This window comes from Streptomyces sp. NPDC001443, assembly GCF_053597355.1.
Genome location: NZ_JBSFIA010000031.1, coordinates 102,464 through 128,147 on the forward strand (window position 1 = coordinate 102,464; position 25,684 = coordinate 128,147).

Annotated in this window: 24 protein-coding genes; 11 read left to right on the plus strand and 13 right to left on the minus strand. The window is 70.5% G+C overall.

Annotation, left to right across the window (positions count from 1 at the left end):
• Positions 1–305 precede the first annotated feature (305 nt).
• Together ACWC24_RS28470 and ACWC24_RS28475 are read left to right on the plus strand one after the other, a co-directional pair.
• Positions 306–2,105, plus strand: a complete 1,800-nt coding sequence (locus ACWC24_RS28470) for an endonuclease/exonuclease/phosphatase family protein (protein WP_450665744.1) — start codon at positions 306–308, stop codon at positions 2,103–2,105.
• Between the two features lie 196 nt (positions 2,106–2,301).
• The gene (locus ACWC24_RS28475) at positions 2,302–3,150 is read left to right on the plus strand and encodes an AbfB domain-containing protein (RefSeq protein WP_450665745.1); all 849 of its coding nucleotides are present in this window, start codon (positions 2,302–2,304) and stop codon (positions 3,148–3,150) included.
• Between the two features lie 111 nt (positions 3,151–3,261).
• On the opposite strand, the gene ACWC24_RS28480 is transcribed toward ACWC24_RS28475, so the two are convergent.
• The 8 genes from ACWC24_RS28480 to ACWC24_RS28515 all read right to left on the minus strand — a co-directional run bounded on the left by ACWC24_RS28480 (position 3,262) and on the right by ACWC24_RS28515 (position 9,929).
• Positions 3,262–3,594 carry a metal-sulfur cluster assembly factor gene (locus tag ACWC24_RS28480; RefSeq protein ID WP_351613095.1) on the minus strand — a complete coding sequence of 111 codons (333 nt, stop codon included), beginning with the start codon at positions 3,592–3,594 and terminating at the stop codon, positions 3,262–3,264.
• Entirely contained in the window at positions 3,591–4,058 is a 468-nt protein-coding gene (sufU, locus tag ACWC24_RS28485) for a Fe-S cluster assembly sulfur transfer protein SufU (protein WP_450665746.1), read from the minus strand. Before sufU ends, ACWC24_RS28480 begins: the two co-directional genes overlap by 4 nt.
• A gap of 99 nt (positions 4,059–4,157) precedes the next feature.
• Entirely contained in the window at positions 4,158–5,414 is a 1,257-nt protein-coding gene (locus ACWC24_RS28490; protein ID WP_450665747.1) for a cysteine desulfurase, read from the minus strand.
• Complete coding sequence (gene sufC / locus ACWC24_RS28495) at positions 5,411–6,175, minus strand: Fe-S cluster assembly ATPase SufC (protein ID WP_450665748.1); 765 nt, start codon at positions 6,173–6,175, stop codon at positions 5,411–5,413. The genes ACWC24_RS28490 and sufC overlap by 4 nt, the downstream gene beginning before the upstream one ends.
• A 7-nt stretch (positions 6,176–6,182) precedes the next feature.
• Complete coding sequence (locus ACWC24_RS28500; RefSeq protein ID WP_392622062.1) at positions 6,183–6,503, minus strand: non-heme iron oxygenase ferredoxin subunit; 321 nt, start codon at positions 6,501–6,503, stop codon at positions 6,183–6,185.
• On the minus strand, positions 6,503–7,684 hold the full coding sequence (sufD, locus tag ACWC24_RS28505; protein ID WP_450665749.1) for a Fe-S cluster assembly protein SufD: 1,182 nt from the start codon (positions 7,682–7,684) through the stop codon (positions 6,503–6,505). The genes ACWC24_RS28500 and sufD overlap by 1 nt, the downstream gene beginning before the upstream one ends.
• Positions 7,685–7,740: 56 nt before the next feature.
• Positions 7,741–9,162, minus strand: coding sequence for a Fe-S cluster assembly protein SufB (gene sufB / locus ACWC24_RS28510; RefSeq protein WP_152892996.1), 1,422 nt, complete (start codon positions 9,160–9,162; stop codon positions 7,741–7,743).
• Positions 9,159–9,929, minus strand: coding sequence for a helix-turn-helix transcriptional regulator (locus tag ACWC24_RS28515; RefSeq protein ID WP_450665750.1), 771 nt, complete (start codon positions 9,927–9,929; stop codon positions 9,159–9,161). The genes sufB and ACWC24_RS28515 overlap by 4 nt, the downstream gene beginning before the upstream one ends.
• Positions 9,930–10,090: 161 nt before the next feature.
• On the opposite strand from ACWC24_RS28515, the gene ACWC24_RS28520 reads away from it, so the two are divergent.
• The 4 genes from ACWC24_RS28520 (at position 10,091) to ACWC24_RS28535 (ending at position 13,793) form a co-directional block, all read left to right on the plus strand.
• On the plus strand, positions 10,091–10,903 hold the full coding sequence (locus ACWC24_RS28520; protein ID WP_450665751.1) for an aminoglycoside N(3)-acetyltransferase: 813 nt from the start codon (positions 10,091–10,093) through the stop codon (positions 10,901–10,903).
• 31 nt (positions 10,904–10,934) lie between these two features.
• Entirely contained in the window at positions 10,935–11,858 is a 924-nt protein-coding gene (locus tag ACWC24_RS28525; protein ID WP_450665752.1) for an ABC transporter ATP-binding protein, read from the plus strand.
• Positions 11,855–12,631, plus strand: coding sequence for an ABC transporter permease (locus tag ACWC24_RS28530; protein ID WP_450665753.1), 777 nt, complete (start codon positions 11,855–11,857; stop codon positions 12,629–12,631). The genes ACWC24_RS28525 and ACWC24_RS28530 overlap by 4 nt, the downstream gene beginning before the upstream one ends.
• A gap of 157 nt (positions 12,632–12,788) precedes the next feature.
• Complete coding sequence (locus ACWC24_RS28535; RefSeq protein ID WP_450665754.1) at positions 12,789–13,793, plus strand: COX15/CtaA family protein; 1,005 nt, start codon at positions 12,789–12,791, stop codon at positions 13,791–13,793.
• Between the two features lie 87 nt (positions 13,794–13,880).
• Here the strand turns inward: ACWC24_RS28535 and ACWC24_RS28540 are convergent, their stop codons facing one another.
• From ACWC24_RS28540 to ACWC24_RS28550, 3 genes are all read right to left on the minus strand, one after another.
• Complete coding sequence (locus ACWC24_RS28540; protein ID WP_450665755.1) at positions 13,881–14,990, minus strand: amidohydrolase family protein; 1,110 nt, start codon at positions 14,988–14,990, stop codon at positions 13,881–13,883.
• Between the two features lie 171 nt (positions 14,991–15,161).
• Positions 15,162–15,518, minus strand: a complete 357-nt coding sequence (locus ACWC24_RS28545; RefSeq protein ID WP_450665756.1) for a hypothetical protein — start codon at positions 15,516–15,518, stop codon at positions 15,162–15,164.
• A gap of 278 nt (positions 15,519–15,796) precedes the next feature.
• Positions 15,797–16,750: a heme o synthase gene (locus ACWC24_RS28550; RefSeq protein ID WP_450665766.1), complete on the minus strand. Its 954-nt coding sequence runs from the start codon at positions 16,748–16,750 to the stop codon at positions 15,797–15,799.
• 410 nt (positions 16,751–17,160) lie between these two features.
• Here ACWC24_RS28550 and tkt point away from each other — a divergent pair, with 410 nt between their 5' ends.
• The 5 genes from tkt to pgl are packed head-to-tail and all read left to right on the plus strand — an operon-like array spanning position 17,161 to position 23,766.
• Entirely contained in the window at positions 17,161–19,248 is a 2,088-nt protein-coding gene (gene tkt / locus ACWC24_RS28555; protein WP_450665757.1) for a transketolase, read from the plus strand.
• Positions 19,249–19,282: 34 nt separating this feature from the next.
• Positions 19,283–20,401, plus strand: a complete 1,119-nt coding sequence (tal, locus tag ACWC24_RS28560) for a transaldolase (protein WP_450665758.1) — start codon at positions 19,283–19,285, stop codon at positions 20,399–20,401.
• Positions 20,402–20,405: 4 nt separating this feature from the next.
• A complete protein-coding gene (gene zwf, locus ACWC24_RS28565; RefSeq protein WP_450665759.1) occupies positions 20,406–21,929 on the plus strand; it encodes a glucose-6-phosphate dehydrogenase in 1,524 nt (507 codons plus the stop codon).
• Positions 21,926–22,987 (plus strand): glucose-6-phosphate dehydrogenase assembly protein OpcA, encoded by a 1,062-nt coding sequence (gene opcA, locus ACWC24_RS28570; RefSeq protein WP_450665760.1) that lies wholly within the window; start codon positions 21,926–21,928, stop codon positions 22,985–22,987. Before zwf ends, opcA begins: the two co-directional genes overlap by 4 nt.
• The gene (pgl, locus tag ACWC24_RS28575; protein ID WP_450665761.1) at positions 22,984–23,766 is read left to right on the plus strand and encodes a 6-phosphogluconolactonase; all 783 of its coding nucleotides are present in this window, start codon (positions 22,984–22,986) and stop codon (positions 23,764–23,766) included. Before opcA ends, pgl begins: the two co-directional genes overlap by 4 nt.
• 33 nt (positions 23,767–23,799) lie before the next feature.
• Here pgl and ACWC24_RS28580 read toward each other — a convergent pair whose 3' ends face one another.
• Positions 23,800–24,534, minus strand: a complete 735-nt coding sequence (locus ACWC24_RS28580) for a hypothetical protein (protein WP_450665762.1) — start codon at positions 24,532–24,534, stop codon at positions 23,800–23,802.
• 90 nt (positions 24,535–24,624) lie between these two features.
• Positions 24,625–25,684, minus strand: a 1,060-nt coding sequence (gene pgi / locus ACWC24_RS28585; RefSeq protein ID WP_450665763.1) for a glucose-6-phosphate isomerase, incomplete at its 5' end; no start/stop codon positions are given.

Here is a 25,684-nt window from a genome sequence, read left to right on the forward strand (position 1 = left end):
TGGCGGGCGACGGCGCCCCGGACAGGGGGGCCGGGGCGCCGACGACCCGGTCCCGCCAGGCCCTTCCCGCCCCTCGCCCGGATCGCCGCGCCGCTGATCCGCGGCCGCCCCGCCCCCGGCACAAGCGTGCGTGACAGCCCCTCCACAGGTGCCCCACAACGTACGCATGACGCGCGTAGACGACACGCGTGGAAAACGTTCCGTACACGGGGGCGTAACGCTGGGCCCCTAGAACTCTGCACGACCAGTCGCTCATGTACGTCGCTCCAACTCCGTTCACCCCACTGACAGTTGTAAGGACGCGCATGAACAGAACACTCGCTCTCGGCACCCGTGCCCTGGCCGCCGGTCTGCTCGGTTCGGCGGCGCTCGTCGCGCTCCCGGCGAGCGCGCACGCGGCCACGTACACGATCTCCGCGATCCAGGGCTCGACCCGGATATCCCCCTACAACGGCTCGACGGTCACCACGACCGGCATCGTCACCGCGATCCGCTCCACCGGCTCCTCGCGCGGCTTCTGGATCCAGAGCGCGAGCGGCGACGGCAACGCGGCGACCAGTGACGCGATCTTCGTCTACACGGGGTCCAGCACGCCGAGCACCACGGTCGGCAACAGCGTCACGGTCACCGGCAAGGTCTCGGAGTACTACCCGGACTCGTCCTCCGGCAGCCAGTCGCTCACCGAGCTGGGCAGCGCCTCCTGGACCACCAACTCGACCGGGAACACGCTCCCTTCGGCCGTGACCATCAGCGACTCGACGGTCCCGGCGACCTACACGCGCACCAACGGCGGCGGCTCGATCAACTCCTTCACGCTCGCCCCGACGACGTACGCCCTGGACTATTACGAGTCCCTGGAGGGCATGCGGGTCTCCGTCGGCTCCGCGCCGGTGGTCGGCCGGACCGACGAGTACAGCGAGCTGTGGGTCAACGTGAAGCCCGCGCAGGTGACTTCGGCCCGCGGCGGCTCCCTGTACTCCTCCTACAGCAGCCAGAACTCCGGCCGGGTGCAGATCAGCACCCTGTTGTCGTCGACGTTCCCGACGGCGACGGTGGGTGACACGCTGTCCGGCGCCACGGGTGTCCTCGACTACATCGCGTACGGCGGCTACACCCTCCAGGCCACCTCGCTCGGCACCCTCACCTCGGGCGGTACCGCAAAGGAGACGACGACGGACCGGTCGACGGGTCAGCTGTCGGTGGCGACGTACAACGTGGAGAACCTCGACCCGACCGACGCCGCCTCGAAGTTCACGGCGCTCGCCTCGGGCATCGTGAACAACCTGAAGTCGCCCGACATCGTGGCCCTGGAGGAGGTCCAGGACAACAACGGCGCCACGGACGACGGCACCGTCTCCGCCACCACGACCCTGTCCACGCTGATCTCGGCGATCAGGACGGCGGGCGGCCCGACGTACTCGTACACCCAGATCAACCCGACGAACGACGCGGACGGCGGGGAGACCGGCGGCAACATCCGCCAGGTGTTCCTGTACAACTCCGCGCGGGTGGGCTTCACTTCGCGCGGCAGCGCCACGGCGACCACCGCGAACTCGGTGACGACGAGCAGCGGGGTGGCCCAGCTGACGTACAACCCGGGCCGGATCGCGCCCGCCAACTCCGCCTGGACGGACAGCCGCAAGCCGCTGGCGGGGGAGTTCACCTTCAACGGCGAGAAGTACTTCGTGATCGCCAACCACTTCGTGTCGAAGGGCGGCGACTACTCGCTGCACAGCCAGTACCAGGCCCCCGCCCGGTCCTCCGAGACCCAGCGGGGCAGCCAGGGCTCGGTGGTGAACTCCTTCGTGGACTCGGTCCTCGCCGCCCAGCCGGACGCGAACGTGGTCGTGCTCGGCGACCTGAACGACTACCAGTTCTCCACCGCGGTCTCCAACCTGGAGGGCGGGGTGCTGACCGACCTGGTGGACACCCTCTCGGCCGCGCAGCAGTACACCTACGTCTACGACGGCAACTCGCAGGTGCTCGACCACACCCTGGTCAGCTCGTCGATCACGTCGTACGACTACGACATCGTGCACATCAACAGCGAGTTCGCGGACCAGACCAGCGACCACGACCCGCAGGTCGTGCGGATCACCCCCTGACCGCGGGGATCCGGTGGCGGCCCGGCCGTCACCGGATCCGACCCGCCCGGTGACTCACCGCCGGTGTGACCCATGGAAACCGCTCACTGAAACAGGTGCCCCAACTCCCTTGCCTCCACTACTCTTTCACCGCTCCAACCCCCCACCATCACCACGGCCACAGCCGTCGCCACGGGCGTCGGCGGAGGAACCGCGCATGCCAGAAGACAAGTCCCCGCCCTCCCAGCGCCCCTGGGAGAACGGCTGGGCCCCGGACACCGGCCGGGCTCCGGGAACGCGCCGCCTGTGGCTGGCCGGCGCTCTCGCGATATCCACCATCGCGGGCTGTGCCGTCGCGATCACCGTGACCCACAAGGAAGCCGACGACGCGTCCCCGCGGACGAGGAGCGCCCTGCCGGGAAGCGGGGCGACGGTGCCGGGCCTGATCTCCTTCGCCACGCCGTCCGCGTCCGGCACCGGGACGCCCGGCCGGGCGGGCACCCCGTCGGCGTCGGCCGGGTCCACGTCCGCGACGCCCACGCCCACCGGTCCGGCGGCCGACGGTACGAGCCCCGCGGCCTCCGCGAAGCCGACCAAGTCCGCCGGTTCCACCGGTGGTTCGGCTGCCACGCCCGCGCCGTCGACGGCCTGGACGGCCGTCCGCTCGGTCAACTACCCCGACCGCTACTGGCAGGTGAGCGGCGGCCTGGTGAAGCTCGATCGGGTCGGCTCGCCCTCGGCTCGCCAGGGCGCCGCCTTCAGGCGGGTCAACGGCCTTGCCGACGCGTCCTGTTACTCCTTCGCCACGGCCGACGGCGGCTATCTGCGCCATCGCGACTTCGTGCTGCGCGCCGAGCACGACGACGGCTCGTCCCTCTTCCGCAAGGACGCCACCTTCTGCCCGCGCGCCTCGTCCGCGGCGTCCGGCGCGGTGATGCTGGAGGCGGTCAACTACCCCGGCCGCTTCCTGCGTCACAAGAACTTCCAGCTACGCCTCGACCCGTACCAGAACAGCGACCTCTACCGGGCCGACGCGACGTTCCGGCTGGTGGCCGGGCTGAGCTGACAGCGGCAACGACGGCGGAGACGCCAGTGGCCCCCGGCTTGAAGGCCGGGGGCCACTGTGCGGGTCCGCCTCAGGTCGACCGCGGGTCGACCGCAGTTCGGCGGGTGCGGCTCAGACGTTGAAGCCCAGCGCCCTGAGCTGCTCGCGACCGTCGTCGGTGATCTTGTCGGGGCCCCACGGCGGCATCCACACCCAGTTGATGCGCAGCTCGCTCACCAGGCCGTCCGTGGCGGACTTGGCCTGGTCCTCGATCACGTCCGTCAGCGGGCAGGCCGCCGAGGTCAGCGTCATGTCGATCGTCGCGATGTTCGCGTCGTCGATGTGGATGCCGTAGATCAGGCCCAGGTTGACGACGTCGATGCCCAGTTCGGGGTCGACGACGTCGTACAGCGCCTCACGGACTTCCTCTTCCGAGGCGGGCTTCATCTCAACGGTCTCGCTCATGCCGTCTTCCTTTCGGCGTCGGCCCCGCCCAGTACCTGGGCCGTCGCGTCCTTCCACGCCATCCAGCTCAGGAGGGCGCACTTGACCCGGGCCGGGTACTTGGAGACACCGGCGAACGCGACCGCGTCCTCCAGCACCTCCTCCATCTCGTCGTCGGGCTCGATGCGGCCCTTGGACTGCATCAGCTCCAGGAACGTCTCCTGGATCCGCTGCGCGTCGGCCAGCTCCTTGCCGACGAGGAGGTCGTTCAGCACGGACGCCGAGGCCTGGCTGATCGAGCAGCCCTGCCCCTCGTACGAGACGTCGCTGATCGTCGTGCCGTCGTACTTCACCCGCAGGGTGATCTCGTCACCGCACGTCGGGTTCACGTGGTGCACCTCGGCGTCGCCATCCCTCAGACCACGCCCGTGCGGGTGCTTGTAGTGGTCCAGGATGACTTCCTGGTACATCGAATCCAGCTTCACTGCGGCGAACCTCGCATCCCAGCGTCCGTTTCATGGCCTTCCGGCCGGGGGTCCGGGGGTTGCCCCCCGGAATAGCACAGCACGTTGTCAGCACGCCCCTCAGCCGAAGAAGTTCCGTACGTGCTCCAGGCCGTCGACCAGAGCGTCGATCTCGGCCGGCGTGGAGTACAGATAGAACGACGCTCGCGTGGTCGCGGGAATTCCGTAGCGCAGGCAGACCGGGCGGGCGCAGTGGTGGCCGACCCGGACCGCGATGCCCTGCTCGTCGAGGACCTGGCCCACGTCGTGCGGGTGGATGTCGCCGAGCGTGAACGAGATCGCCGCGCCCCGGTCCTCGGCCGTCGTCGGGCCGATGATCTTCAGGTCCGGCACCTCGGACAGCCGGCGCACCGCGTACTCGGTGAGGGCGTGCTCGTGGGCGAGGATCTTGTCCATGCCGATGGCCGACAGGTAGTCGACCGCCGCGCCCAGACCGACCGCCTGAGCGATCGGCGGGGTGCCCGCCTCGAACTTGTGGGGCGCCGGGGCGTACGTCGAGGAGTGCATCGACACCGTCTCGATCATCTCGCCGCCGCCGAGGAAGGGGGGCAGGTCCTCCAGGAGTTCCTGGCGTCCCCACAGCACCCCGATGCCCGTCGGAGCGCACATCTTGTGGCCGGTGAAGGCCACGAAGTCGGCCTGGAGGGCCTGTACGTCCAGCGGCATGTGCGGTGCCGCCTGCGAGGCGTCGATGCAGACCAGCGCGCCGACCTCCTGCGCGCGGCGCACTATCGCCTCGACCGGGTTGACCGTGCCCAGGATGTTCGACACCAGCACGAAGGAGACGATCTTCGTCTTCTCGGTGATGATCTCGTCGATGTTGGACAGGTCGAGCCGGCCGTCGTCGGTCAGGCCGAACCACTTCAGCTTCGCGCCGGTGCGCTGTGCCAGCAGCTGCCACGGAACGATGTTGGAGTGGTGCTCCATCTCGGTGATGACGATCTCGGTCTCGTGGTCCACGCGGTAGGGCTCGTCGGCCCAGCCCAGCATGTTCGCCACGAGGTTGAGGGACTCGGAGGCGTTCTTGGTGAAGATCACCTCGTCGCGGCTGGGCGCGTTGATGAACTCCGCGACCTTGTCGCGCGCGCCCTCGTACAGTGCCGTGGCCTCCTCGGCGAGCACATGCACACCGCGGTGGACGTTGGCGTTGTAGCGCTCGTAGTACTCGCTCAGGGCGTCCAGCACCTGGCGCGGCTTCTGCGAGGTCGCCGCGTTGTCCAGGTACACAAGCTTCTTGCCGTCGTGGATCAGTCGGTCCAGGACGGGGAAGTCCTTGCGGATCGCCTCGGTGTCGAGGAGGCCCGGCAACTGCGTCACGCGGATACGCCACCCTTCGTGTAGGCCTCGTAACCCTCGTTCTCCAGCTTGTCGGCGAGCTCGGCACCGCCGGACTCGACGATGCGGCCGCCGGAGAAGACGTGGACGAAGTCGGGCTTGATGTAGCGCAGGATGCGCGTGTAGTGGGTGATGAGCAGGGTGCCCACCTCGCCGGTCTCACGGACGCGGTTGACGCCCTCGGAGACGATGCGCAGGGCGTCGACGTCCAGACCGGAGTCGGTCTCGTCGAGGATCGCCATCTTCGGCTTGAGCAGCTCGAGCTGGAGGATCTCGTGGCGCTTCTTCTCACCGCCGGAGAAGCCCTCGTTGACGTTGCGCTCGGCGAAGGAGGGGTCCATGGAGAGGCGCTCCATGGTCTCCTTGACCTCCTTCACCCAGGTGCGCAGCTTGGGGGCCTCGCCGCGGACGGCGGTGGCGGAGGTGCGCAGGAAGTTGGAGACCGAGACGCCGGGGATCTCGACCGGGTACTGCATGGCCAGGAACAGGCCCGCGCGGGCGCGCTCGTCGACGGACATCTCCAGGACGTCCTCGCCGTCGAGGGTGACGGTGCCGCCGGTGACGGTGTACTTCGGGTGACCCGCGAGGGAGTAGGCGAGGGTCGACTTGCCGGAGCCGTTGGGGCCCATGATGGCGTGCGTCTCGCCCTGCTTCACGGTGAGGTCGACGCCCTTGAGGATCTCCTTCGTGGCGTTGTCGGCCTCGACGGTGACGTGCAGGTCTCGGATTTCAAGCGTTGCCATGGGTGCCTCAGGACTCCTGGGTGAGGGAGACGAGTACGTCGTCCCCTTCGATCTTTACGGGGTATACGGGGACGGGGCGCGTCGCGGGAAGGCCGGACGGCTTGCCGGTGCGCAGGTCGAAGGCGGAGCCGTGCAGCCAGCACTCGATCTGGCAGTCCTCCACCTCGCCCTCGGAGAGCGAGACGTTCGCGTGCGAGCAGACGTCGTGGATGGCGAACACCTCCCCCTCGGTCTTCACGACCGAGACCGGCGTGCCGTCGAGTTCCACCCGTTTGGGGGTGTCCTCCTCCAGCTCGCTCAGCCCACAGGCGCGCAGGAACGACGTCATCAGACCGACGCCTCCAGCTCCTCGTCGATCTTCACGAGGAGGCGCTCTTCGATGTCGTCGACACCGATCTGCTGGACCAGTCCGGCGAAGAAGCCACGGACGACCAGGCGGCGGGCCTCGTCGGCGGGGATGCCGCGGGCCATCAGGTAGAAGAGCTGCTCGTCGTCGAAGCGGCCGGTCGCGGAGGCGTGACCGGCGCCGACGATCTCGCCGGTCTCGATCTCCAGGTTCGGCACGGAGTCGACCCGGGCGCCGTCGGTCAGAACCAGGTTGCGGTTCATCTCGTAGGTGTCCGTGCCCTCGGCCTTGGCCTCGATGAGGACGTCGCCGATCCACACCGCGTGCGCGCCCTCGCCCTGGAGCGCGCCCTTGTACATCACGTTGGACTTGCAGTGCGGGGTGTTGTGGTCGACCAGCAGGCGGTGCTCCTGGTGCTGGCCGGCGTCGGTGAAGTACAGGCCGAACAGCTCGGCCTCGCCGCCGGTGCCCGCGTAGGCGACGCGCGGGTGCAGGCGTACGAGGTCGCCGCCGAAGGTGACCACGAACGACTTGAAGGTGGCGTCGCGGCCGATCAGCGCGTTGTGCTGGCCGACGTGCACGGCCTTGTCGTCCCAGTCCTGGACGGAGACCACGGTCAGCTTGGCGCCGTCGCCCAGGACGAAGTCCACGTTGGCGGCGAGCACCGCGTCACCGGTGTGGTCGATGACGACGACGGCCTCGGCGAAGGCGCCGAGCTCGACGACCTGGTGGCCGTAGGCAACACCGCCCTCGCCGTGCACGGCGATCCGGATCGGCTCGGTGAGCACGGTCTCCTTGGGGACGGTGACGACCCCGGCCTTCTCGAACGCCGACCAGGCCTGCGCGGCGACCCGGTCCACCGGGGTGCCCGCCCGGCCGAGCCGGGCGTCGTCACGGCCGACGGTCTCGACGACGACGCCCTCGGGGGCCTGCACGTCCACCTTGACGCCGTCGCCGGTGGCGACCGCGGTGCCGTCGTGCAGCCCGCGCAGGCGCTCCAGCGGGGTGAACCGCCACTCCTCCTCGCGGCCGTGGGGGACGGGGAAGTCCGCCACGTCGAAGGACGGGGGCGCGCTCATGCGCGTGGCGACGGTCGACTCGGCGGCCACCGCGATCTGGCCGGCGGTCGTGCTGCCCACCGGGATGTTCTGAGCCTCAGCCATGGCTGTCGGTCTGCTCGCTTTCTTACGGGAGTGGCTTGACGGGGCTGCGTTCGGCGTCAGCCGACCGCGCCCTCCATCTGGAGCTCGATCAGCCGGTTGAGTTCGAGGGCGTACTCCATGGGCAGTTCCTTGGCGATCGGCTCGACGAAGCCGCGCACGATCATCGCCATCGCCTCGAACTCGCTCAGCCCGCGGCTCATCAGGTAGAAGAGCTGGTCCTCGGAGACCTTGGAGACGGTCGCCTCGTGGCCCATGGACACGTCGTCCTCGCGCACGTCCACGTAGGGGTACGTGTCCGAGCGGGAGATGGTGTCGACGAGCAGCGCGTCGCACAGCACGTTCGACTTCGAGCCGTGGGCGCCCTCGCCGATCTCGACCAGACCGCGGTACGAGGTACGGCCGCCGCCGCGCGCCACCGACTTGGAGACGATGTTGGAGGAGGTGTTCGGCGCCATGTGGACCATCTTGGAACCGGCGTCCTGGTGCTGGCCCTCGCCCGCGAAGGCGATGGACAGGGTCTCGCCCTTGGCGTGCTCGCCCATCAGGTAGACGGCCGGGTACTTCATCGTCACCTTGGAACCGATGTTGCCGTCGATCCACTCCATGGTCGCGCCCTCGTACGCCACGGCGCGCTTGGTGACCAGGTTGTAGACGTTGTTCGACCAGTTCTGGATGGTCGTGTAGCGGCAGCGGGCGTTCTTCTTGACGATGATCTCGACGACCGCGGAGTGCAGGGAGTCCGACTTGTAGATCGGCGCCGTGCAGCCCTCGACGTAGTGCACGTAGGCACCCTCGTCGACGATGATCAGGGTCCGCTCGAACTGGCCCATGTTCTCCGTGTTGATACGGAAGTAGGCCTGGAGCGGGATCTCCACGTGGACGCCCGGCGGCACGTAGATGAAGGAGCCGCCCGACCACACGGCGGTGTTCAGGGAGGCGAACTTGTTGTCACCGACGGGGATGACGGTGCCGAAGTACTCCTTGAAGAGCTCCGGGTGCTCCTTGAGAGCGGTGTCGGTGTCCAGGAAGATGACGCCCTGCTCCTCCAGGTCCTCGCGGATCTGGTGGTAGACGACCTCGGACTCGTACTGGGCCGCGACACCGGCGACGAGGCGCTGCTTCTCCGCCTCCGGGATGCCGAGCTTGTCGTACGTGTTCTTGATGTCCTCGGGCAGGTCCTCCCAGGACTCCGCCTGCTTCTCGGTGGAACGCACGAAGTACTTGATGTTGTCGAAGTCGATGCCCGACAGGTCCGATCCCCAGTTGGGCATCGGCTTCTTCTCGAAGAGGCGCAGGCCCTTGAGGCGGAGCTTGGTCATCCACTCCGGCTCGCTCTTCTTCGCGGAGATGTCGCGGACGACGTCCTCGTTGATGCCGCGCTTGGCAGAGGCGCCGGCCGTGTCGGAGTCGGCCCAGCCGTATTCGTACTTGCCCAGTCCCTCGAGTTCGGGGTGGGCAGTCTCCGTGGGGAGAGTCATGCGGGGTTCCTCCCGGCCGTGCTTGCAGATGCGTTGTGGCTGTGTACTTGCGTCTTGGAAATCTTGGGGATGAACGTCGTGCAGACGCCGTCGCCGTGCGCGATGGTCGCCAGCCGCTGGACGTGGGTGCCGAGCAGCTGGGAGAAGATCTCGGTCTCCACCTCGCACAGCTGCGGGAACTTCTCCGCGACGTGGGCCACCGGGCAGTGGTGCTGGCAGAGCTGCTCGCCCTTCTGCGGGAGGGGCGCGTTGCGCGCCGTAGCAGCGTACCCGTCCCTGCTCAAGGCCTTGGCGAGGGCTTCGGTGCGCTCCTCGGGGGCCGCGGCCTCGATCGCCTGGCGGTACGCGGCGGCCTGCTCGGCGAACCGCGCGCGGGCGAAGGCCACGACGGCCTCGTCCCCGCCGAACCGCTCCTGGATCCAGCGCAGAGCGTCCGCGGCGAGCTTGTCGTAGGACTGGTCGAAGGCGTCGCGGCCGCAGTCGGTCAGCGCGAACACCTTGGCGGGGCGGCCGCGCGTGCGCGCCCCGTACACCCGCTGCTCCCGCGGCTCCACCACGTCGTCGGCGGCCAGCGCGTCCAGGTGCCGGCGCACCGCGGCCTGGGTGAGCCCGAGCCGTCCGGCCAGCTCGGCGACGGTCGAGGGGCCGTGGTCCAGGATCGAGCGCGCGACCCGGTTGCGCGTCGAGCGCTCTCCGGTCGCGTGCTCCTCCTGCGGGGGCCCCGTGGGGGTCTCCCCGGCCTCGTGAGCCTCGCCGACGTATTTCACAACACCATTGTTGCGTAATTCGCCGGAGCCAGGCAAGCCGCCCCCTGACCACCGGGCGGTGCCCTACATCACTTAGGCATACCTAAGCTGACCTGCGGAAACGATCTTTGATCGATCAGACGGCTGGCGCCCGGACCGCTCTTCCGCCAGACTCACCGGCCATGCCGACACCCCCTCCGACCGGCCCGCTCGTCACCCGTGACACGGTCGCCACCGAGGTGCGCGCACTCGGCGTCCGCCCTGGTGAAACGCTCCTGCTGCACTCCTCCCTCAGCTCCCTCGGCTGGGTCTGCGGGGGTGCCGTGGCGGTCGTCCGGGGCCTTCTCGACGCGCTCGGCCCGGACGGCACCCTCGTGGTCCCCACCCAGTCCGGCGACCTCTCCGACCCCGGGCTGTGGAGCGCTCCCCGGGTGCCCCGGGAGTGGTGGGAGACGATCCGGGCCGCCATGCCGGTGTACGACCCGCTGACCACGCCCTCGCGCGGGGTCGGCGTGATCCCGGAGACCGTCCGCACCTGGCCGGGCGCCGTCCGCAGCGCGCACCCGCACACCTCCTTCGCGGCGCTCGGCCCGCGCGCGGCCGCCGTCACGGCGGGCCACGCGCCGGACTGCCGCCTCGGCGAGCACAGCCCGCTGGCCCGGCTGGAGGCCCTCGGCGCCCGGGTCCTGCTGCTCGGCGCCGGCTATCAGACCTGTACGAGCTTCCATCTCGCCGAGTACCGCATCCCGTCCCCGCGGGTGCGGGTGGGACGGCCCGGCCCGGCCGGCTGGGAGGAGCCGACCGAGGTGTCGATCACCTCGGACCGGTTCGACGAGCTCGGCCACGACTTCGAGCGTGACCGCCCGGTGGTCCGGGGCCGGGTGGGCGCGGCCGACGCCCGGCTGTTCCCGGTGGCGGACGCGGTGGCCTACGCGCAGCGGTGGCTGGCCCTGCACCGGCCCCGCGAGGAGGAGGTTGCGGACCCGCCCGCCTGAGGCGTCCGGCGCGTACCTAGACTCTGGTCCCATGCGAAGTGAGCCTGTCGTCCAGGTCCGGTCCCTGGTGAAGCGGTACGGGACGAAAACCGCGGTGGACGGCCTCGACCTCACGGTCGGAGCGGGCGTCACCGCGGTGCTCGGCCCCAACGGCGCCGGCAAGACGACCACCGTCGAGACCTGCGAGGGCTACCTGAGGCCGGACTCCGGCACGGTGCGCGTCCTGGGCCTCGACCCCGTGCGGCAGGCCGCCGAGCTGCGTCCCCGGATCGGGGTGATGCTCCAGTCCGGCGGCGTCTACTCGGGCGCGCGGGCCGACGAGATGCTCCGGCACGTGGCGAAGCTGCACGCGCACCCGCTCGACGTGGACGCGCTCGTCGAACGCCTCGGGCTCGGCGGCTGCGGCCGCACGACCTACCGCCGGCTCTCCGGCGGCCAGCAGCAGCGGCTCGCGCTGGCGATGGCCGTCGTCGGGCGCCCGGAACTGGTGTTCCTGGACGAGCCGACCGCCGGCCTCGACCCCCAGGCCCGCCGGGCCACCTGGGACCTGGTCCGGGACCTGCGCACCGACGGCGTCTGCGTGATCCTCACCACCCACCACATGGACGAGGCCGAGCAGCTCGCCGACGATGTCGCGATCATCGACGCGGGCAAGGTCATCGCCCACGGCTCCCCCGAGGAGCTGTGCCGCGGCGGCGCGGAGAACACCCTGCGCTTCACCGGCCGGCCCGGCCTCGACGTGGCCTCGCTGCTGAAGGCGCTGCCCGCGGACAGCACGGCCGCGGAGCTGACCCCGGGCTCCTACCGAGTGGTCGGCAAGGTCGACCCCCAGCTGCTGGCCACCGTCACCTCCTGGTGCGCGCAGCACGGGGTGATGCCGGACCGGATCTCGGTGGAGCGGCATACCCTCGAGGACGTCTTTTTGGAGCTCACGGGCAAGGAGCTGCGGTCATGACGACGACCGTCCCCGGTACGTACACCCCGAAGCCGGGCTCGTCCGGTCTCCCCCGCATGATCGCCGCGCAGGCCGTGCTGGAGACGAGGATGCTGCTGCGCAACGGTGAGCAGCTGCTGCTCACCGTCGTCATCCCGACGCTGCTGCTGGTGCTCTTCAGCTCCGTGGACGTCGTGGACACCGGCGCGGGCAAGGCCGTCGACTTCCTCGCGCCCGGCATCCTCGCCCTCGCCGTGATGTCGACGGCGTTCACCGGCCAGGCCATCGCGACCGGCTTCGAGCGGCGCTACGGGGTGCTCAAGCGCCTCGCGTCCTCGCCGCTGCCGCGCTGGGGCCTGATGACCGCGAAGACGGCCTCGGTGCTGGTCACCGAGATCCTCCAGGTGCTCCTGGTGACGGTGATCGCACTCGCGCTGGGCTGGTCGCCGCACGGCAACCCGCTCACCGTCCTGCTGCTGCTGGTGCTGGGCACGGCCGCGTTCTCGGGCCTTGGACTGCTGATGGCCGGGACCCTGAAGGCCGAGGCCACCCTGGCCGCGGCCAACCTGGTCTTCCTGCTGCTGCTGGTCGGCGGCGGGGTCGTCGTCCCGCTGGAGAAGTTCCCGCCGGGCGTGCGGGAGGTGCTCGGGCTGCTGCCGATCTCGGCCCTGTCGGACGGCCTGCGCGAGGTGCTCCGGAACGGGGCCGGGCTGCCCTGGGCCGACCTGGGGATCCTGACCGTGTGGGGGATCGTGGGGCTGGCGGCCGCCGGACGGTTCTTCCGCTGGGAGTAGTCCGCAGGGCTCCCGTCCCGGGCCGGTCACCCGCCCTCGGCCGGGTCCCCCGGGAGCGGTCCGCCCGAGCGCCCCTCCCGCGCCGCGACCGGTGCCCGGCCGAGCCGGCGCCCGACCCTCGTGAAAGCGTGCACAAGCGGGCGCCTACGATGGACGCGTGCCGAACCTGACCCCCACCGACGCCGTAGCGGCCGTGCGCAACCCGCTCGCCTTCGTCGCCGCACGCTGGACCCCGCGACCCCGTACGACCAGCCGGGCCGCCCTGGCCGCGCTCGTCATGTCGGTGGTGATCGTGCTCACCGGCGGCGCCGTGCGCCTGACGGGCTCCGGGCTCGGCTGCCCGACCTGGCCCAAGTGCACCGCGGACTCGCTCACCGCCACCAGCGAGATGGGCTTCCACGGCGCCATCGAGTTCGGCAACCGCATGCTGACGTACGTGCTGTGCGCGGCGGTCGGCTGGGCGATCGTCGCCGCCCGGTCGGAGAAGCCCCGCCGGCGCAGCCTGACCCGGCTGGGCTGGGCGCAGTTCTGGGTCGTGATGGGCAACGCGGTCCTCGGCGGTGTGGTGGTCCTCGTCGGCCTCAACCCGTACACGGTGGCGGCCCACTTCCTGCTCTCCTCCGCCCTGATCACGGTCGCCACGGTGATGTGGCAGCGCACCCGGGAGGGCGACGCGGCGCCCAAGCCGCTGGTCGGCAAGTCGGTGCAGCAGCTGGTGTGGTTCCTGGTCGCCGCCTCGGTGCTGCTGATCGCCGTGGGCACGGTGGTCACCGGGTCGGGTCCGCACGCGGGCGACTCCAGCGAGGTCGCGCGGATGCCGCTGGACTGGGAGTCGGTCAGCAAGCTGCACGCCGTACTGGCCTGGATCGTGGTGACGCTGACGTTCGCCCTGTGGTTCGTGCTGAAGGCGGTGGACGCCCCCAAGGGGCCGCTGGACCGGACGCGGGACCTGTTCCTGGTGCTGCTCGCCCAGGGGGTCGTCGGCTACGTCCAGTACTTCACGAACCTGCCCGAGGCGCTGGTCGCGCTGCACATGCTGGGTTCGGCCGTGATGTGGATCGCCGTGCTGCGCGTGCTGCTGTCGCTGCGCGAGCGTCCCGGCACGCCGGAGGCCGGTCTGCCGGGCTCCACGGCCGAGGCGGCGGTCGCCACGGCCGCGTAGGCCGCACGCGACAGGGCCGCACCCGCGTGAGCCCTCTTCGGGGGGCTCACGCGTGATCCCCGTTCGGCTGAGCCACGCGCGCGTGGCTCAGCTCGCCAGGCCGTAGACCCGCCGGGCGTTGCCCGCCGCCACCATCCCCGCCACCCGCTGCGCGTCCGCCGCCGACCACGCCCCCTCGGTCACCCAGCCGCCGAGCACCCGGCCGAGCGCTTCGCGGAACAACCGGGCGCCCACCACGTGCAGCTCCGGCAGCCCCTGTGCCCCGCTGGAGAAGAGGATCTTGCCGAACGGGGCCAGCTCCAGGATCTCCGCGAGGACGGTCGCGGCGCGTGCCCCGGTGCGTACGAGGGCGGCGCCCGAGTCGGCGTACACGTGCGGGAAGACAGCGGCGAGGTGGGCGGCGTGCCGGTGGTACGGGTAGCCGTGCAGCAGGACCAGGTCCGTGCCCATGCCCGCGGTCGCCCGTACGAAGTCCGTGAGCAGCACCGGGTCCGTACGGTCGATGCGCGGGCCCGGCGGGCCGAGCCCGGCGTGCAGTTGCAGGGGCAGTCCGGAGGTGACCGCGATCCACAGCGCGTGGCGCAGCAGCACCGGGTCGGTCAGCTCCCCGCCCACCCGGCGTGCGGCCAGCCAGCGGCCGGCCGCGCCGCGCACCTCGCCCGGTCCGGGCGGTTCCGGCGCGAGGGCCAGACCGTGCCGGACGCCCGCGACCGAGGTGAAGGCGACGGCCTGAGCGGCGGCGCCGTGCACCGCCTCGGCGAGGTTGGCGAGGAAGGCCTCCACGGTGCCGGAGGTGTCGGCGACCTGTTCGGCGAGGAGTTCCAGGCGCACGATCTCGTGCGCGTCCGCGTCCCCGGCGGAGGCCATCTCCGGCGGGCCGGTCAGGTCGCCGGGCAGCCCGGTGTCGACGAGGTACGTCGTGATGCCGCTGCCGCGCAGCAGCCGGCGGCCGGTCTCCGGTACGCCGAGTTCACGACGCCGGGCGAGATAGCGGGCGGGCGGGCAGTGCGGTTCCAGGCCGAGCAGCGGGGGGCACCAGCGGCGTACCGCGAACCCGGTCTGGGTGTCGAAGAGGGTGGTGCCCGGCGCGGGCGGGCCCTCGGTGCGGGCCAGCTGGGCCTCGAAGGTGCCGAGGCCCAGCTCCGTTCTCAGCACGCCGTGGCAGTACTGGTCCACGAGGGACGGCGTCTCGATCATCCGGGCTCCCCACGACTGGACCGTGTCCCGGGGCCGCTTCCGCCGCGGCCCCTACGCTCCTAACGGGTGAAACCGGCCTCAGGTGTTGGTCGTGCACACCCCGTGCGAACGCCCGCCGGCCGCGGGCCCGCCCGGTGCGGACGCCCATCGCCCACGGGCCCGCCCCGACGGTCAGCCGTTGCTCGGGCCGCCGAGCTGGATGCCCGCCATGCGCGTCCATTCGTACGGTCCGGTCTTCACCTTGGCCGCGAACTCGCCGTCGAACGCCTCGTGCACGGTGATCCCGGACTTCTCCACGGCCTTCTCGGCGACCGCGAAGGAGGGCGCCACCAGGTCGCCCCAGCCGCCGTCCTCGCCGACGAGCACGATCCTCGCGCCGCGCTCCCCGATGTACGCCACCTGGCCCTCGGCGCCGCCGTGCTCCTTGGAGAAGGCGGTGATCCGCTTGGCGAGCTTGGCCGCGGTGCGCTCGGCCTTCGCGGCCCGCTTGGCGTCGGTGCCCTCGTCAACCTGCTTCGTTTCTGCCATGGCCAGATGCTACCGACGGGTAGATCAAACGGCGACGGGCGGGGTGCGTGGCCTTGACCACGCACCCCGCCCGTACGGGGACCGTCGGCGTGTCCGGGACCTGTCCGGCGGATCAAGCCGCAGGAAAGCAGCGGTGCCGTATCAACCCGGGTGAGCGGGGTGTGGTGCGTTCAGCCGCAAGGTGGAGGAGGGCGTCGACGCGGTGGGGGCACCTCCCGGCCGGAGGCCGGGGAGGCGTGCCACACCCCGCGTCTGCGGCATGATTCGCCGGACAGGCCCTAGTGGAGGAAGGGGTCCACCGCGACCGCCACGAACAGGATCGACACGTAGGTGATCGACCAGTGGAACAGCCGCATCTCCTTGAGCTTGGCGCCCGTCACCTCGGCCTTGGCCCGGTTCTGCAGCCCGTGCGCTTCCCAGAGCCAGAACCCGCCGGCCAGCAGGGCGACCGCGGTGTAGAACCAGCCCGTGTAGCCCAGCGGGGTGAGCAGCAGCGACACGCCGACCATGACCCAGCTGTAGATGACGATCTGCCGCGCGACCACCTTGTTGGAGGCGACGACCGGGAGCATCGGCACGCCCACGCGCGCGTAGTCGTCCCTGACCTTCATGGACAGCGGCCAGTAGTGCGGCGGGGTCCAGAAGAACATGACGAGGAAGAGGATGACCGGCGCCCACGACAGGGAGTTCGTGACGGACGACCAGCCGATGAGGACCGGGAGGCAGCCGGCGATGCCGCCCCACACGATGTTCTGCGAGGTGCGCCGCTTGAGGATCATCGTGTAGACGACCACGTAGAACAGGAGCGCGCCGAGCGACAGCCAGGCCGACAGCCAGTTGACGGTCAGGCCGAACAGCAGGGTCGACACGACCGCGAGGGCGATGCCGAAGGCCAGGCACTCGGCGGGGCTGACCATGCCGGTGACCAGCGGACGCTGCGACGTGCGGTCCATCAGCGCGTCGATGTCCCGGTCGATGTACATGTTGAGCGCGTTCGCGCCACCGGCGGAGAGGTACCCGCCGATACAGGTCAGCAGCACCAGCTTCAGATCGGGCACACCCTGCTGCGCCAGGAACATCACCGGAACGGTGGTGATCAGCAGCAGTTCGATGATCCGGGGCTTGGTCAGCGCCACGAACGCCTTGAGACGGGCCCCGAACGGCCGCTGGCCCCGGCTGTTGCTCGTCCCGAGCACACCGGCTGGACGGGATTCGACGGCCGTCACGCACACCCCTGACAGAGACATCCCAGCAAGCCCCGGGATGAACTCCCCGTAAAGGCCCGCGCGTACCACGCCACTGTAGACGTTGCCCAGACCCGGACATTCGCGGGGGTGGGGTCGTGTTGGTGCGTCGCTCCTACGTGCGCACATCTGTCCGATTGAGCGTGCTCCGGACGAGCGGAATGTAGATCGATTGAGCAGTCGGATGAGCGGCTCCGTATTCACTTGCCGAATGCGATTCGGCCCAGTCGGGAGGCGGATCCGCAGGAGTCCCGTCAGTCTGGAATGACTCGAAAAAATGCACGTTCTTACGGGGGTAGGCTCGACAACGGCCGGTGGGCGACTCGTCCGCCGGCAGCCGGTGGGCACGCGCCCAGAGCACCGGTAATTCGACATGTGGAGAGGAGCCCTGACCCAGGGTGAGCACCAAGCCGACCACCACAGACCTCGAGTGGACCGAGTTGGACCAGCGGGCCGTCGACACCGCCCGTGTCCTGGCCGCCGATGCCGTACAGAAGGTCGGAAACGGCCATCCGGGTACGGCGATGAGCCTGGCGCCCGCTGCTTACACCCTCTTCCAGAAGGTGATGCGGCATGACCCCGCCGACCCCGAGTGGGTCGGCCGCGACCGCTTCGTGCTGTCCGCGGGCCACTCGTCCCTGACCCTCTACACGCAGCTCTACCTGGCCGGTTTCGGTCTTGAGCTGGATGATCTGAAGGCCTTCCGCACCTGGGGTTCGAAGACCCCCGGTCACCCCGAGTACGGGCACACCAAGGGTGTGGAGACGACGACCGGCCCGCTGGGCCAGGGTGTCGCCAACGCGGTGGGCATGGCGATGGCCGCCCGCTACGAGCGCGGTCTGTTCGACCCGGAGGCCCCGCAGGGCGACTCCCCGTTCGACCACTTCGTCTACTGCATCGCCGGTGACGGCTGCCTCCAGGAGGGCATCTCCGCGGAGGCGTCCTCGCTCGCCGGCCACCAGAAGCTCGGCAACCTGGTCCTGCTGTGGGACGACAACCACATCTCGATCGAGGGCGACACCGAGACGGCCGTCTCCGAGGACACCGTCAAGCGGTACGAGGCCTACGGCTGGCACGTGCAGCGCGTGGCGCCGAAGCCGGACGGCGACCTGGACCCGCACGCCCTCTACGACGCGATCGAGGCGGCCAAGCAGGTCACCGACCGTCCGTCGTTCATCGCGATGCGCTCGATCATCGCCTGGCCGGCCCCGAACGCCCAGAACACCGAGGCCGCGCACGGCTCGGCGCTCGGCGCGGACGAGGTCGCGGCCACCAAGCGCGTCCTGGGCTTCGACCCCGAGCAGTCCTTCGAGGTCGCCGAGGCCGTCATCGACCACACCCGTGGCGCGCTGGAGCGCGGCCGTCAGGCGCGGGCCGAGTGGGAGAAGTCCTTCCAGGAGTGGCGCAACGGCAACGCGGAGCGCGCGGCCGAGTTCGACCGCATCGCCGCGGGCGAGCTGCCCACCGGCTGGGAGGAGAAGATCCCGGTCTTCGAGCCCGGCAAGGGCGTCGCCACCCGGGCCGCCTCCGGCAAGATCCTCCAGGCGCTCGGCCCGGTGATCCCCGAGCTGTGGGGCGGCTCCGCCGACCTGGCCGGCTCGAACAACACCACCATCGACAAGGACAGCTCCTTCCTCCCGGCGGACAACCCGCTGCCGGAGGCGGACCCCTACGGCCGCACGATCCACTTCGGCATCCGCGAGCACTCCATGGCCGCGGAGATGAACGGCATCGCGCTGCACGGCAACACCCGCATCTACGGCGGCACCTTCCTGGTGTTCTCCGACTACATGCGCAACGCCGTACGCCTGTCGGCCCTGATGCACCTGCCGGTGACGTACGTGTGGACGCACGACTCCATCGGCCTCGGCGAGGACGGTCCCACCCACCAGCCGGTCGAGCACCTCGCCTCGCTGCGCGCCATCCCGGGCCTGAACGTGGTCCGCCCGGCCGACGCCAACGAGACCGCCGTCGCCTGGCGCGAGATCCTGCGCCGTCACACCAAGGTGTTCGGCAAGGGTGCCCCGCACGGTCTGGCGCTGACCCGTCAGGGCGTGCCGACCTACGAGCCCGACGACAACACGGCCAAGGGCGGCTACGTGCTGTTCGAGGCCGAGGGCGGCGAGCCGCAGGTCGTCCTGATCGCCACCGGTTCCGAGGTGCACATCGCCGTCGAGGCGCGCGAGCGGCTCCAGGCGGAGGGTGTGCCGACGCGAGTCGTGTCCATGCCCTGCGTGGAGTGGTTCGAGGAGCAGGACCAGGGGTACCGGGAGAGCGTCCTGCCGCCGTCGGTCAAGGCGCGGGTCGCGGTCGAGGCCGGCATCGGTCTGACCTGGCACAAGTACGTCGGAGACGCCGGCCGCATCGTCTCCCTGGAGCACTTCGGGGCCTCCGCCGACGGCGCGGTCCTGTTCGACGAGTTCGGCTTCACCGCCGAGAACGTGGCCGCGAAGGCCCGGGAATCCCTCGCCGCCACCCGGCACTGACGCCCGTACACGACACGTAGGAGATGCAATTTCCATGACAGACGCACTGAAGCGCCTCTCCGATGAGGGCGTCGCGATCTGGCTGGACGACCTGTCCCGCAAGCGGATCACGTCCGGCAACCTCGCCGAACTGATCGACCAGCAGCACGTCGTCGGCGTCACCACCAACCCGTCGATCTTCCAGAAGGCGATCAGCAGCGGCGACGGTTACGAGCAGCAGCTCGCCGACCTCGCCGCCCGCAAGGTCACCGTCGAAGAGGCCATCCGCATGATCACGACGGCGGACGTCCGCGACGCCGCCGACATCCTGCGCCCGGTCTTCGACGCCACCGGTGGCCAGGACGGCCGGGTCTCCATCGAGGTCGACCCGCGCCTGGCGCACAACACCACGGCGACCGTCGCCGAGGCCAAGCAGCTCGCCTGGCTCGTGGACCGCCCCAACACGCTCATCAAGATCCCGGCCACCAAGGCGGGTCTGCCGGCGATCACCGAGGTCATCGGCCTCGGGATCAGCGTCAACGTCACGCTGATCTTCTCGCTGGAGCGTTACCGCGCGGTCATGGACGCGTACCTCTCCGGCCTGGAGAAGGCCAAGGACCGCGGCCTGGACCTGTCGAAGATCCAGTCGGTGGCGTCCTTCTTCGTCTCCCGCGTGGACACGGAGATCGACAAGCGGCTCGACGCCCTGGGCACCGACGAGGCCAAGGCCGCCCGTGGCAAGGCGGGCGTCGCCAACGCCCGGCTCGCCTACCAGGCGTACGAGGAGGTCTTCTCCTCCGAACGCTGGCTGGCCCTCGACAAGGCGCAGGCGAACAAGCAGCGTCCGCTGTGGGCGTCGACCGGCGTGAAGGACCCGGCGTACAAGGACACCATGTACGTGGTGGAGCTGGTGGCCCCGAACACGGTGAACACCATGCCGGAGGCCACCCTGCAGGCCACCGAGGACCACGGCGAGATCAGCGGCAACACGATCGCCGGCACGTACGAGCAGGCCCGCGCGGAACTCGACGCGGTCGAGAAGCTCGGCATCTCGTACGACGACGTGGTGCAGCTGCTGGAGGACGAGGGCGTCGACAAGTTCGAGACGTCCTGGAACGACCTGCTCAAGTCGACCGAGGCGGAGCTCCAGCGCCTCGCCCCTTCGGAGGGCTGAAACTTTGTCAAGCAGCAACCCGCTGCGTGACCCCGCCGACCGACGGCTCCCGCGTATCGCGGGGCCGTCGGGCCTGGTCATCTTCGGCGTCACCGGCGACCTGTCGCGCAAGAAGCTGATGCCCGCCGTCTACGACCTCGCCAACCGCGGGCTGCTTCCGCCGGGCTTCTCGCTCGTCGGCTTCGCCCGCCGCGAGTGGCAGCACGAGGACTTCGCCGCCGAGGTCCACGACGCCGTCAAGGAGCACGCCCGTACGCCGTTCCGCGAGGAGGTCTGGCAGCAGCTCATCCAGGGGATGCGCTTCGTCCAGGGCACCTTCGACGACGACGACGCCTTCGAGCGGCTGCGCGGGACCATCGAGGAGCTCGACAAGGCACAGGGGACGGGCGGCAACTTCGCCTTCTACCTCTCCGTGCCGCCGCGTTCCTTCCCGGTGGTCATCCAGCAGCTCAAGAAGCACGGCCTCGCCGACCAGGCGCGCGGCTCGTGGCGGCGCGCGGTCATCGAGAAGCCCTTCGGCCACGACCTGAAGTCGGCCGAGGAGCTCAACAAGGTCGTGCACGAGGTCTTCGCCCCGGACCAGGTCTTCCGTATCGACCACTACCTGGGCAAGGAGACCGTCCAGAACATCCTGGCGCTGCGCTTCGCCAACACGATGTTCGAGCCGATCTGGAACCGGTCCTTCGTGGACCATGTGCAGATCACCATGGCCGAGGACATCGGCATCGGCGGCCGGGCCGGCTACTACGACGGCATCGGCGCCGCCCGTGACGTCATCCAGAACCACCTGCTCCAGCTGATGGCGCTGACCGCGATGGAGGAGCCCGCCTCCTTCGACGCGGACGCGCTGGCCGCGGAGAAGACCAAGGTGCTCGGCGCCGTACGGCTGCCGAAGGACCTCGGCAAGGACACCGTGCGCGGCCAGTACTCGGAAGGCTGGCAGGGCGGCGAGAAGGTCATCGGCTACCTCCAGGAAGACGGCATCGACGCCAGGTCGAAGACCGACACCTATGCCGCGATCAAGGTGGGCGTCGACAACCGCCGCTGGGCGGGCGTGCCGTTCTACCTGAGGGCGGGCAAGCGCCTCGGCCGCCGGGTCACGGAGATCGCGGTCGTCTTCCAGCGCGCCCCGCACTCCCCCTTCGACACGACGGCCACCGAGGAACTGGGCCAGAACGCGATCGTCATCCGCGTCCAGCCCGACGAGGGCGTCACCGTCCGCTTCGGCTCCAAGGTGCCGGGCACGTCGATGGAGATCCGGGACGTGTCCATGGACTTCGCCTACGGCGAGTCGTTCACGGAGTCCAGCCCGGAGGCGTACGAGCGGCTCATCCTGGACGTGCTGCTCGGCGACTCGAACCTCTTCCCGCGCACCGAGGAGGTCGAGCTGTCCTGGAAGATCCTCGACCCGATCGAGCAGTACTGGGACAAGCACGGCAGGCCGGCCCAGTACCCGGCCGGCACCTGGGGTCCCGTCGAGGCGGACGAGATGCTGGAGCGAGACGGACGGAGCTGGCGCCGGCCATGAAGATAGACCTGACGGACACCACGGCGAGCAAGATCAACAAGGCGCTCGTCAAGGGCCGCCGCGCCATCGGCACCCCGGCCGTGGGCATGGTGCTCACCCTGGTCATCGTCACCGACGAGGAGAACGCCTACGACGCCCTGAAGGCGGCGAACGACGCCTCGCGCGAGCACCCCTCGCGCACCCTCGTGGTCATCAGGCGGGTCTCCCGCTCGCCCCGCGACCGCACGAAGTCCCGCCTCGACGCCGAGGTGCGGGTGGGCGCGGACGCGGGCACCGGCGAGACGGTCGTCCTGCGGCTGTACGGCGAGGTCGCCGACCACGCCCAGTCGGTGGTGCTGCCGCTGCTGCTGCCCGACGCCCCCGTGGTGGTCTGGTGGCCGGTCGACTCGCCCCTGGACCCGGCGAACGACCCGCTGGGCGCCCTCGCCCAGCGCCGGGTCACCGACACCTACGCCGCCGAGCAGCCGGTACGGGAGCTGTCCGCCCGCGCCGACACCTACGCGCCCGGCGACACGGACCTGTCGTGGACGCGCATCACGCCCTGGCGTTCGATGCTCGCCGCGGCCCTGGACCAGGTCGTCTGCGAGGTCAAGGGCGTCGAGGTGGAGGGCGAGGAGTTCAACCCGAGCTGCGAGCTGCTCGCGATGTGGCTCGCGGACCGGCTGGACGTCCCCGTCAGGCGATCCCTGTCGTCCGGCCCCGGCCTGACGGCGGTCCGCCTGGCCACCGACCACGGCTCGATCGCCCTCGACCGCGCGGACGGCACCGTCGCCACGCTGTCGATCGAGGGGCAGCCGGACCGTGCGGTGGCGCTCAAGCGGCGGGACACCGCCGAGCTGATCGCGGAGGAGCTGCGCCGGCTCGACCCGGACGACACGTACGCCTCGGCGCTGCGGTTCGGGGTGGACCGGCTGCACGCGCAGTCCGCGGCCCCGCGCGAGCGGGCGCCGGAGGGGCTCGCGGCGACGCCCGGCGGGCCCGCCGCGTCCACCACGGAGAGGACCGCCGGGAAGGCTCCGGTGCCGGCCCCGCCTCCGGGGAAGAAGGCGGCGAAGTGAGCACTCCCCAGCTGGTCGTGCACCACGACAAGGAACTGATGGCCCAGGCCGCCGCGGCTCGGCTCATCACGAAGATCGTGGACGCGCAGGCCTCCCGGGGTGCGGCGTCCGTGGTCCTGACCGGTGGCCGCAACGGCAACGGGCTGCTGGCCGCGCTGGCCGCCCAGCCGGCCCGGGACGCCATCGACTGGAGCCGCCTCGACCTGTGGTGGGGCGACGAGCGGTTCCTGCCCGAGGGCGATCCCGAGCGCAATGTCACGCAGGCCCGCGAGGCACTGCTGGACTCCGTACCGCTGGACCCGAAGCGCGTGCACGCCATGCCCGCCTCGGACGGCCCGCAGGGTGCGGACGCGGACGCCGCCGCGGCCGCGTACGCGCAGGAGCTGGCCCGTGCGGCCGGCCCCGAGAACCACGGCGCGGTGCCGACCTTCGACGTGCTGATGCTGGGCGTCGGCCCGGACACCCATGTGGCGTCGCTCTTCCCGGAGCTGCCCGCGGTCCGGGAGACCGAGCGCACGGTCGTCGGCGTCCACGGCGCGCCCAAGCCCCCGCCGACCCGCACCACCCTCACCCTCCCGGCGATCCGGGCGGCCCGTGAGGTGTGGCTGCTGGCGGCCGGCGAGGACAAGGCGAACGCCGCGGCGATCGCCCTGTCGGGCGCGGGCGAGATCCAGGCCCCGGCGGCCGGGGCGTACGGAAGGCAGCGCACCCTGTGGCTGCTGGACTCGGCGGCGGCCGCCCAGCTGCCGCGCTCGCTGTACCCGCCCGCGTCGCCCTGACGGCGGAGCAGGCACTTCACGGAACCCGTACGGTCAACGGCCGTACGGGTTCCGGCCGTTACGGGGCTGTCGCGGGGGCGGGGGCGGTGCGTAGGGGTTCCCTCGGGGATACGGATTCCCCTGGCCGTACGGGTTCCCTGCCGGATACGGACTTCCCGGGGGATACGGACTCCCCTGGCCGTACGGGTTTCCCTGACCGTACGGATTCCCCTGGGGCGGTACGTACGCCGGGCGCGTCGGCGGCAGGGTCGCGGGGTGGGCGCCGAGCCGGATGCCGTAGCGCCGCTTGAGACGGCGCAGCTCCAGCAGGGAGACGGCCGTGACCGTGACCGGGGCGCCCAGGATGAAGACCACGCCCAGGCGGAGCCCGAGGCCGTGCAGATCGCCGGTGACGAGGTCCGGGACGGCCATCAGCCAGGTAGTCACGGTGGCCAGCAGCGGCGGCAGGGCGCGGTGCACGGCCGCGGTGCCGAAGAAGTTCGCCGTGACCCGCAGCGCGCCCGCGCCCGTCAGCAGCAGCACCGCGGCGGCGACCAGCGTGTTCTGCATCATCTCCGTGAGGACGAAGCCGCCTTCGACGAAGGTGTGGACATCGATGGCCGCGACCGCGCCCGCGGCGATCCGGACGCGCTTGAGCCGCTCCACGGACGGGTCGAGCGACTCCGGGATCCACGCGGGGTGCAACAGCACCCGGGCCACCTTGTGGGGTTTCGGGAAGGAGCCGCCACGCAGCCTTCTGCCCGTCCAACTCCCCCTGGAAACAGCCACCTTGCACTCCCCCGAGCCACGGCCGTGATGATCGCCGGGGAGTCTGCGGGAAACGGGCGGCCGTACGCCGCCCGCTTCCCGCACCGGTGGTCACTTCCGGTTGCGCAGCCCCCGGTACGCGGCGACGAGGGCCTGGGTGGAGGTGTCGAGGCCGGGCACCTCGGCGCCGTCGGTCAGGGCCGGTTCGATCCGCTTGGCGAGGACCTTGCCGAGCTCCACGCCCCACTGGTCGAAGGAGTCGATGTTCCACACCGCGCCCTGGACGAACACCTTGTGCTCGTAGAGGGCGACGAGCTGGCCGAGGACCGAGGGGGTCAGCTCGCGCGCCAGGATCGTGGTGGTGGGCCGGTCGCCGCGGAACGTCTTGTGCGCCACCAGCTCCTCGGGCACACCCTCCGCGCGGACCTCCTCCGGCGTCTTGCCGAAGGCCAGCGCCTGGGTCTGGGCGAAGAAGTTGGCCATCAACAGGTCGTGCTGTGCCTTGAGTCCGTCGCTCAGCTCGCCCACCGGGCGGGCGAAGCCGATGAAGTCGGCCGGGATGAGCTTGGTGCCCTGGTGGATCAACTGGTAGTAGGCGTGCTGTCCGTTGGTGCCCGGGGTGCCCCAGACCACCGGCCCGGTCTGCCAGTCGACCGGGTTGCCCTCGCGGTCCACCGACTTGCCGTTGGACTCCATGTCCAACTGCTGGAGATAGGCGGTGAACTTGGAGAGGTAGTGCGAGTAGGGCAGCACCGCGTGCGACTGGGCGTCGTGGAAGTTGCCGTACCAGATGCCCAGCAGGCCCAGCAGCAGCGGTGCGTTGGCCTCGGCGGGGGCGGTGCGGAAGTGCTCGTCGACGAGGTGGAAGCCGTCGAGCATCTCGCGGAAGCGGTCGGGGCCGATGGCGATCATCAGGGAGAGACCGATCGCGGAGTCGTACGAGTAGCGGCCGCCGACCCAGTCCCAGAACTCGAACATGTTGGCCGTGTCGATGCCGAACGCGGACACCTTCCCGGCGTTCGTCGACAGCGCCACGAAGTGCTTGGCGACCGCCTCGGGACCGGCCGCCAGGCCGCTCAGCAGCCAGTCGCGGGCCGAGGTGGCGTTGGTGATGGTCTCGATGGTGGTGAACGTCTTCGACGCGACGATGAACAGCGTCTCCGCCGGGTCG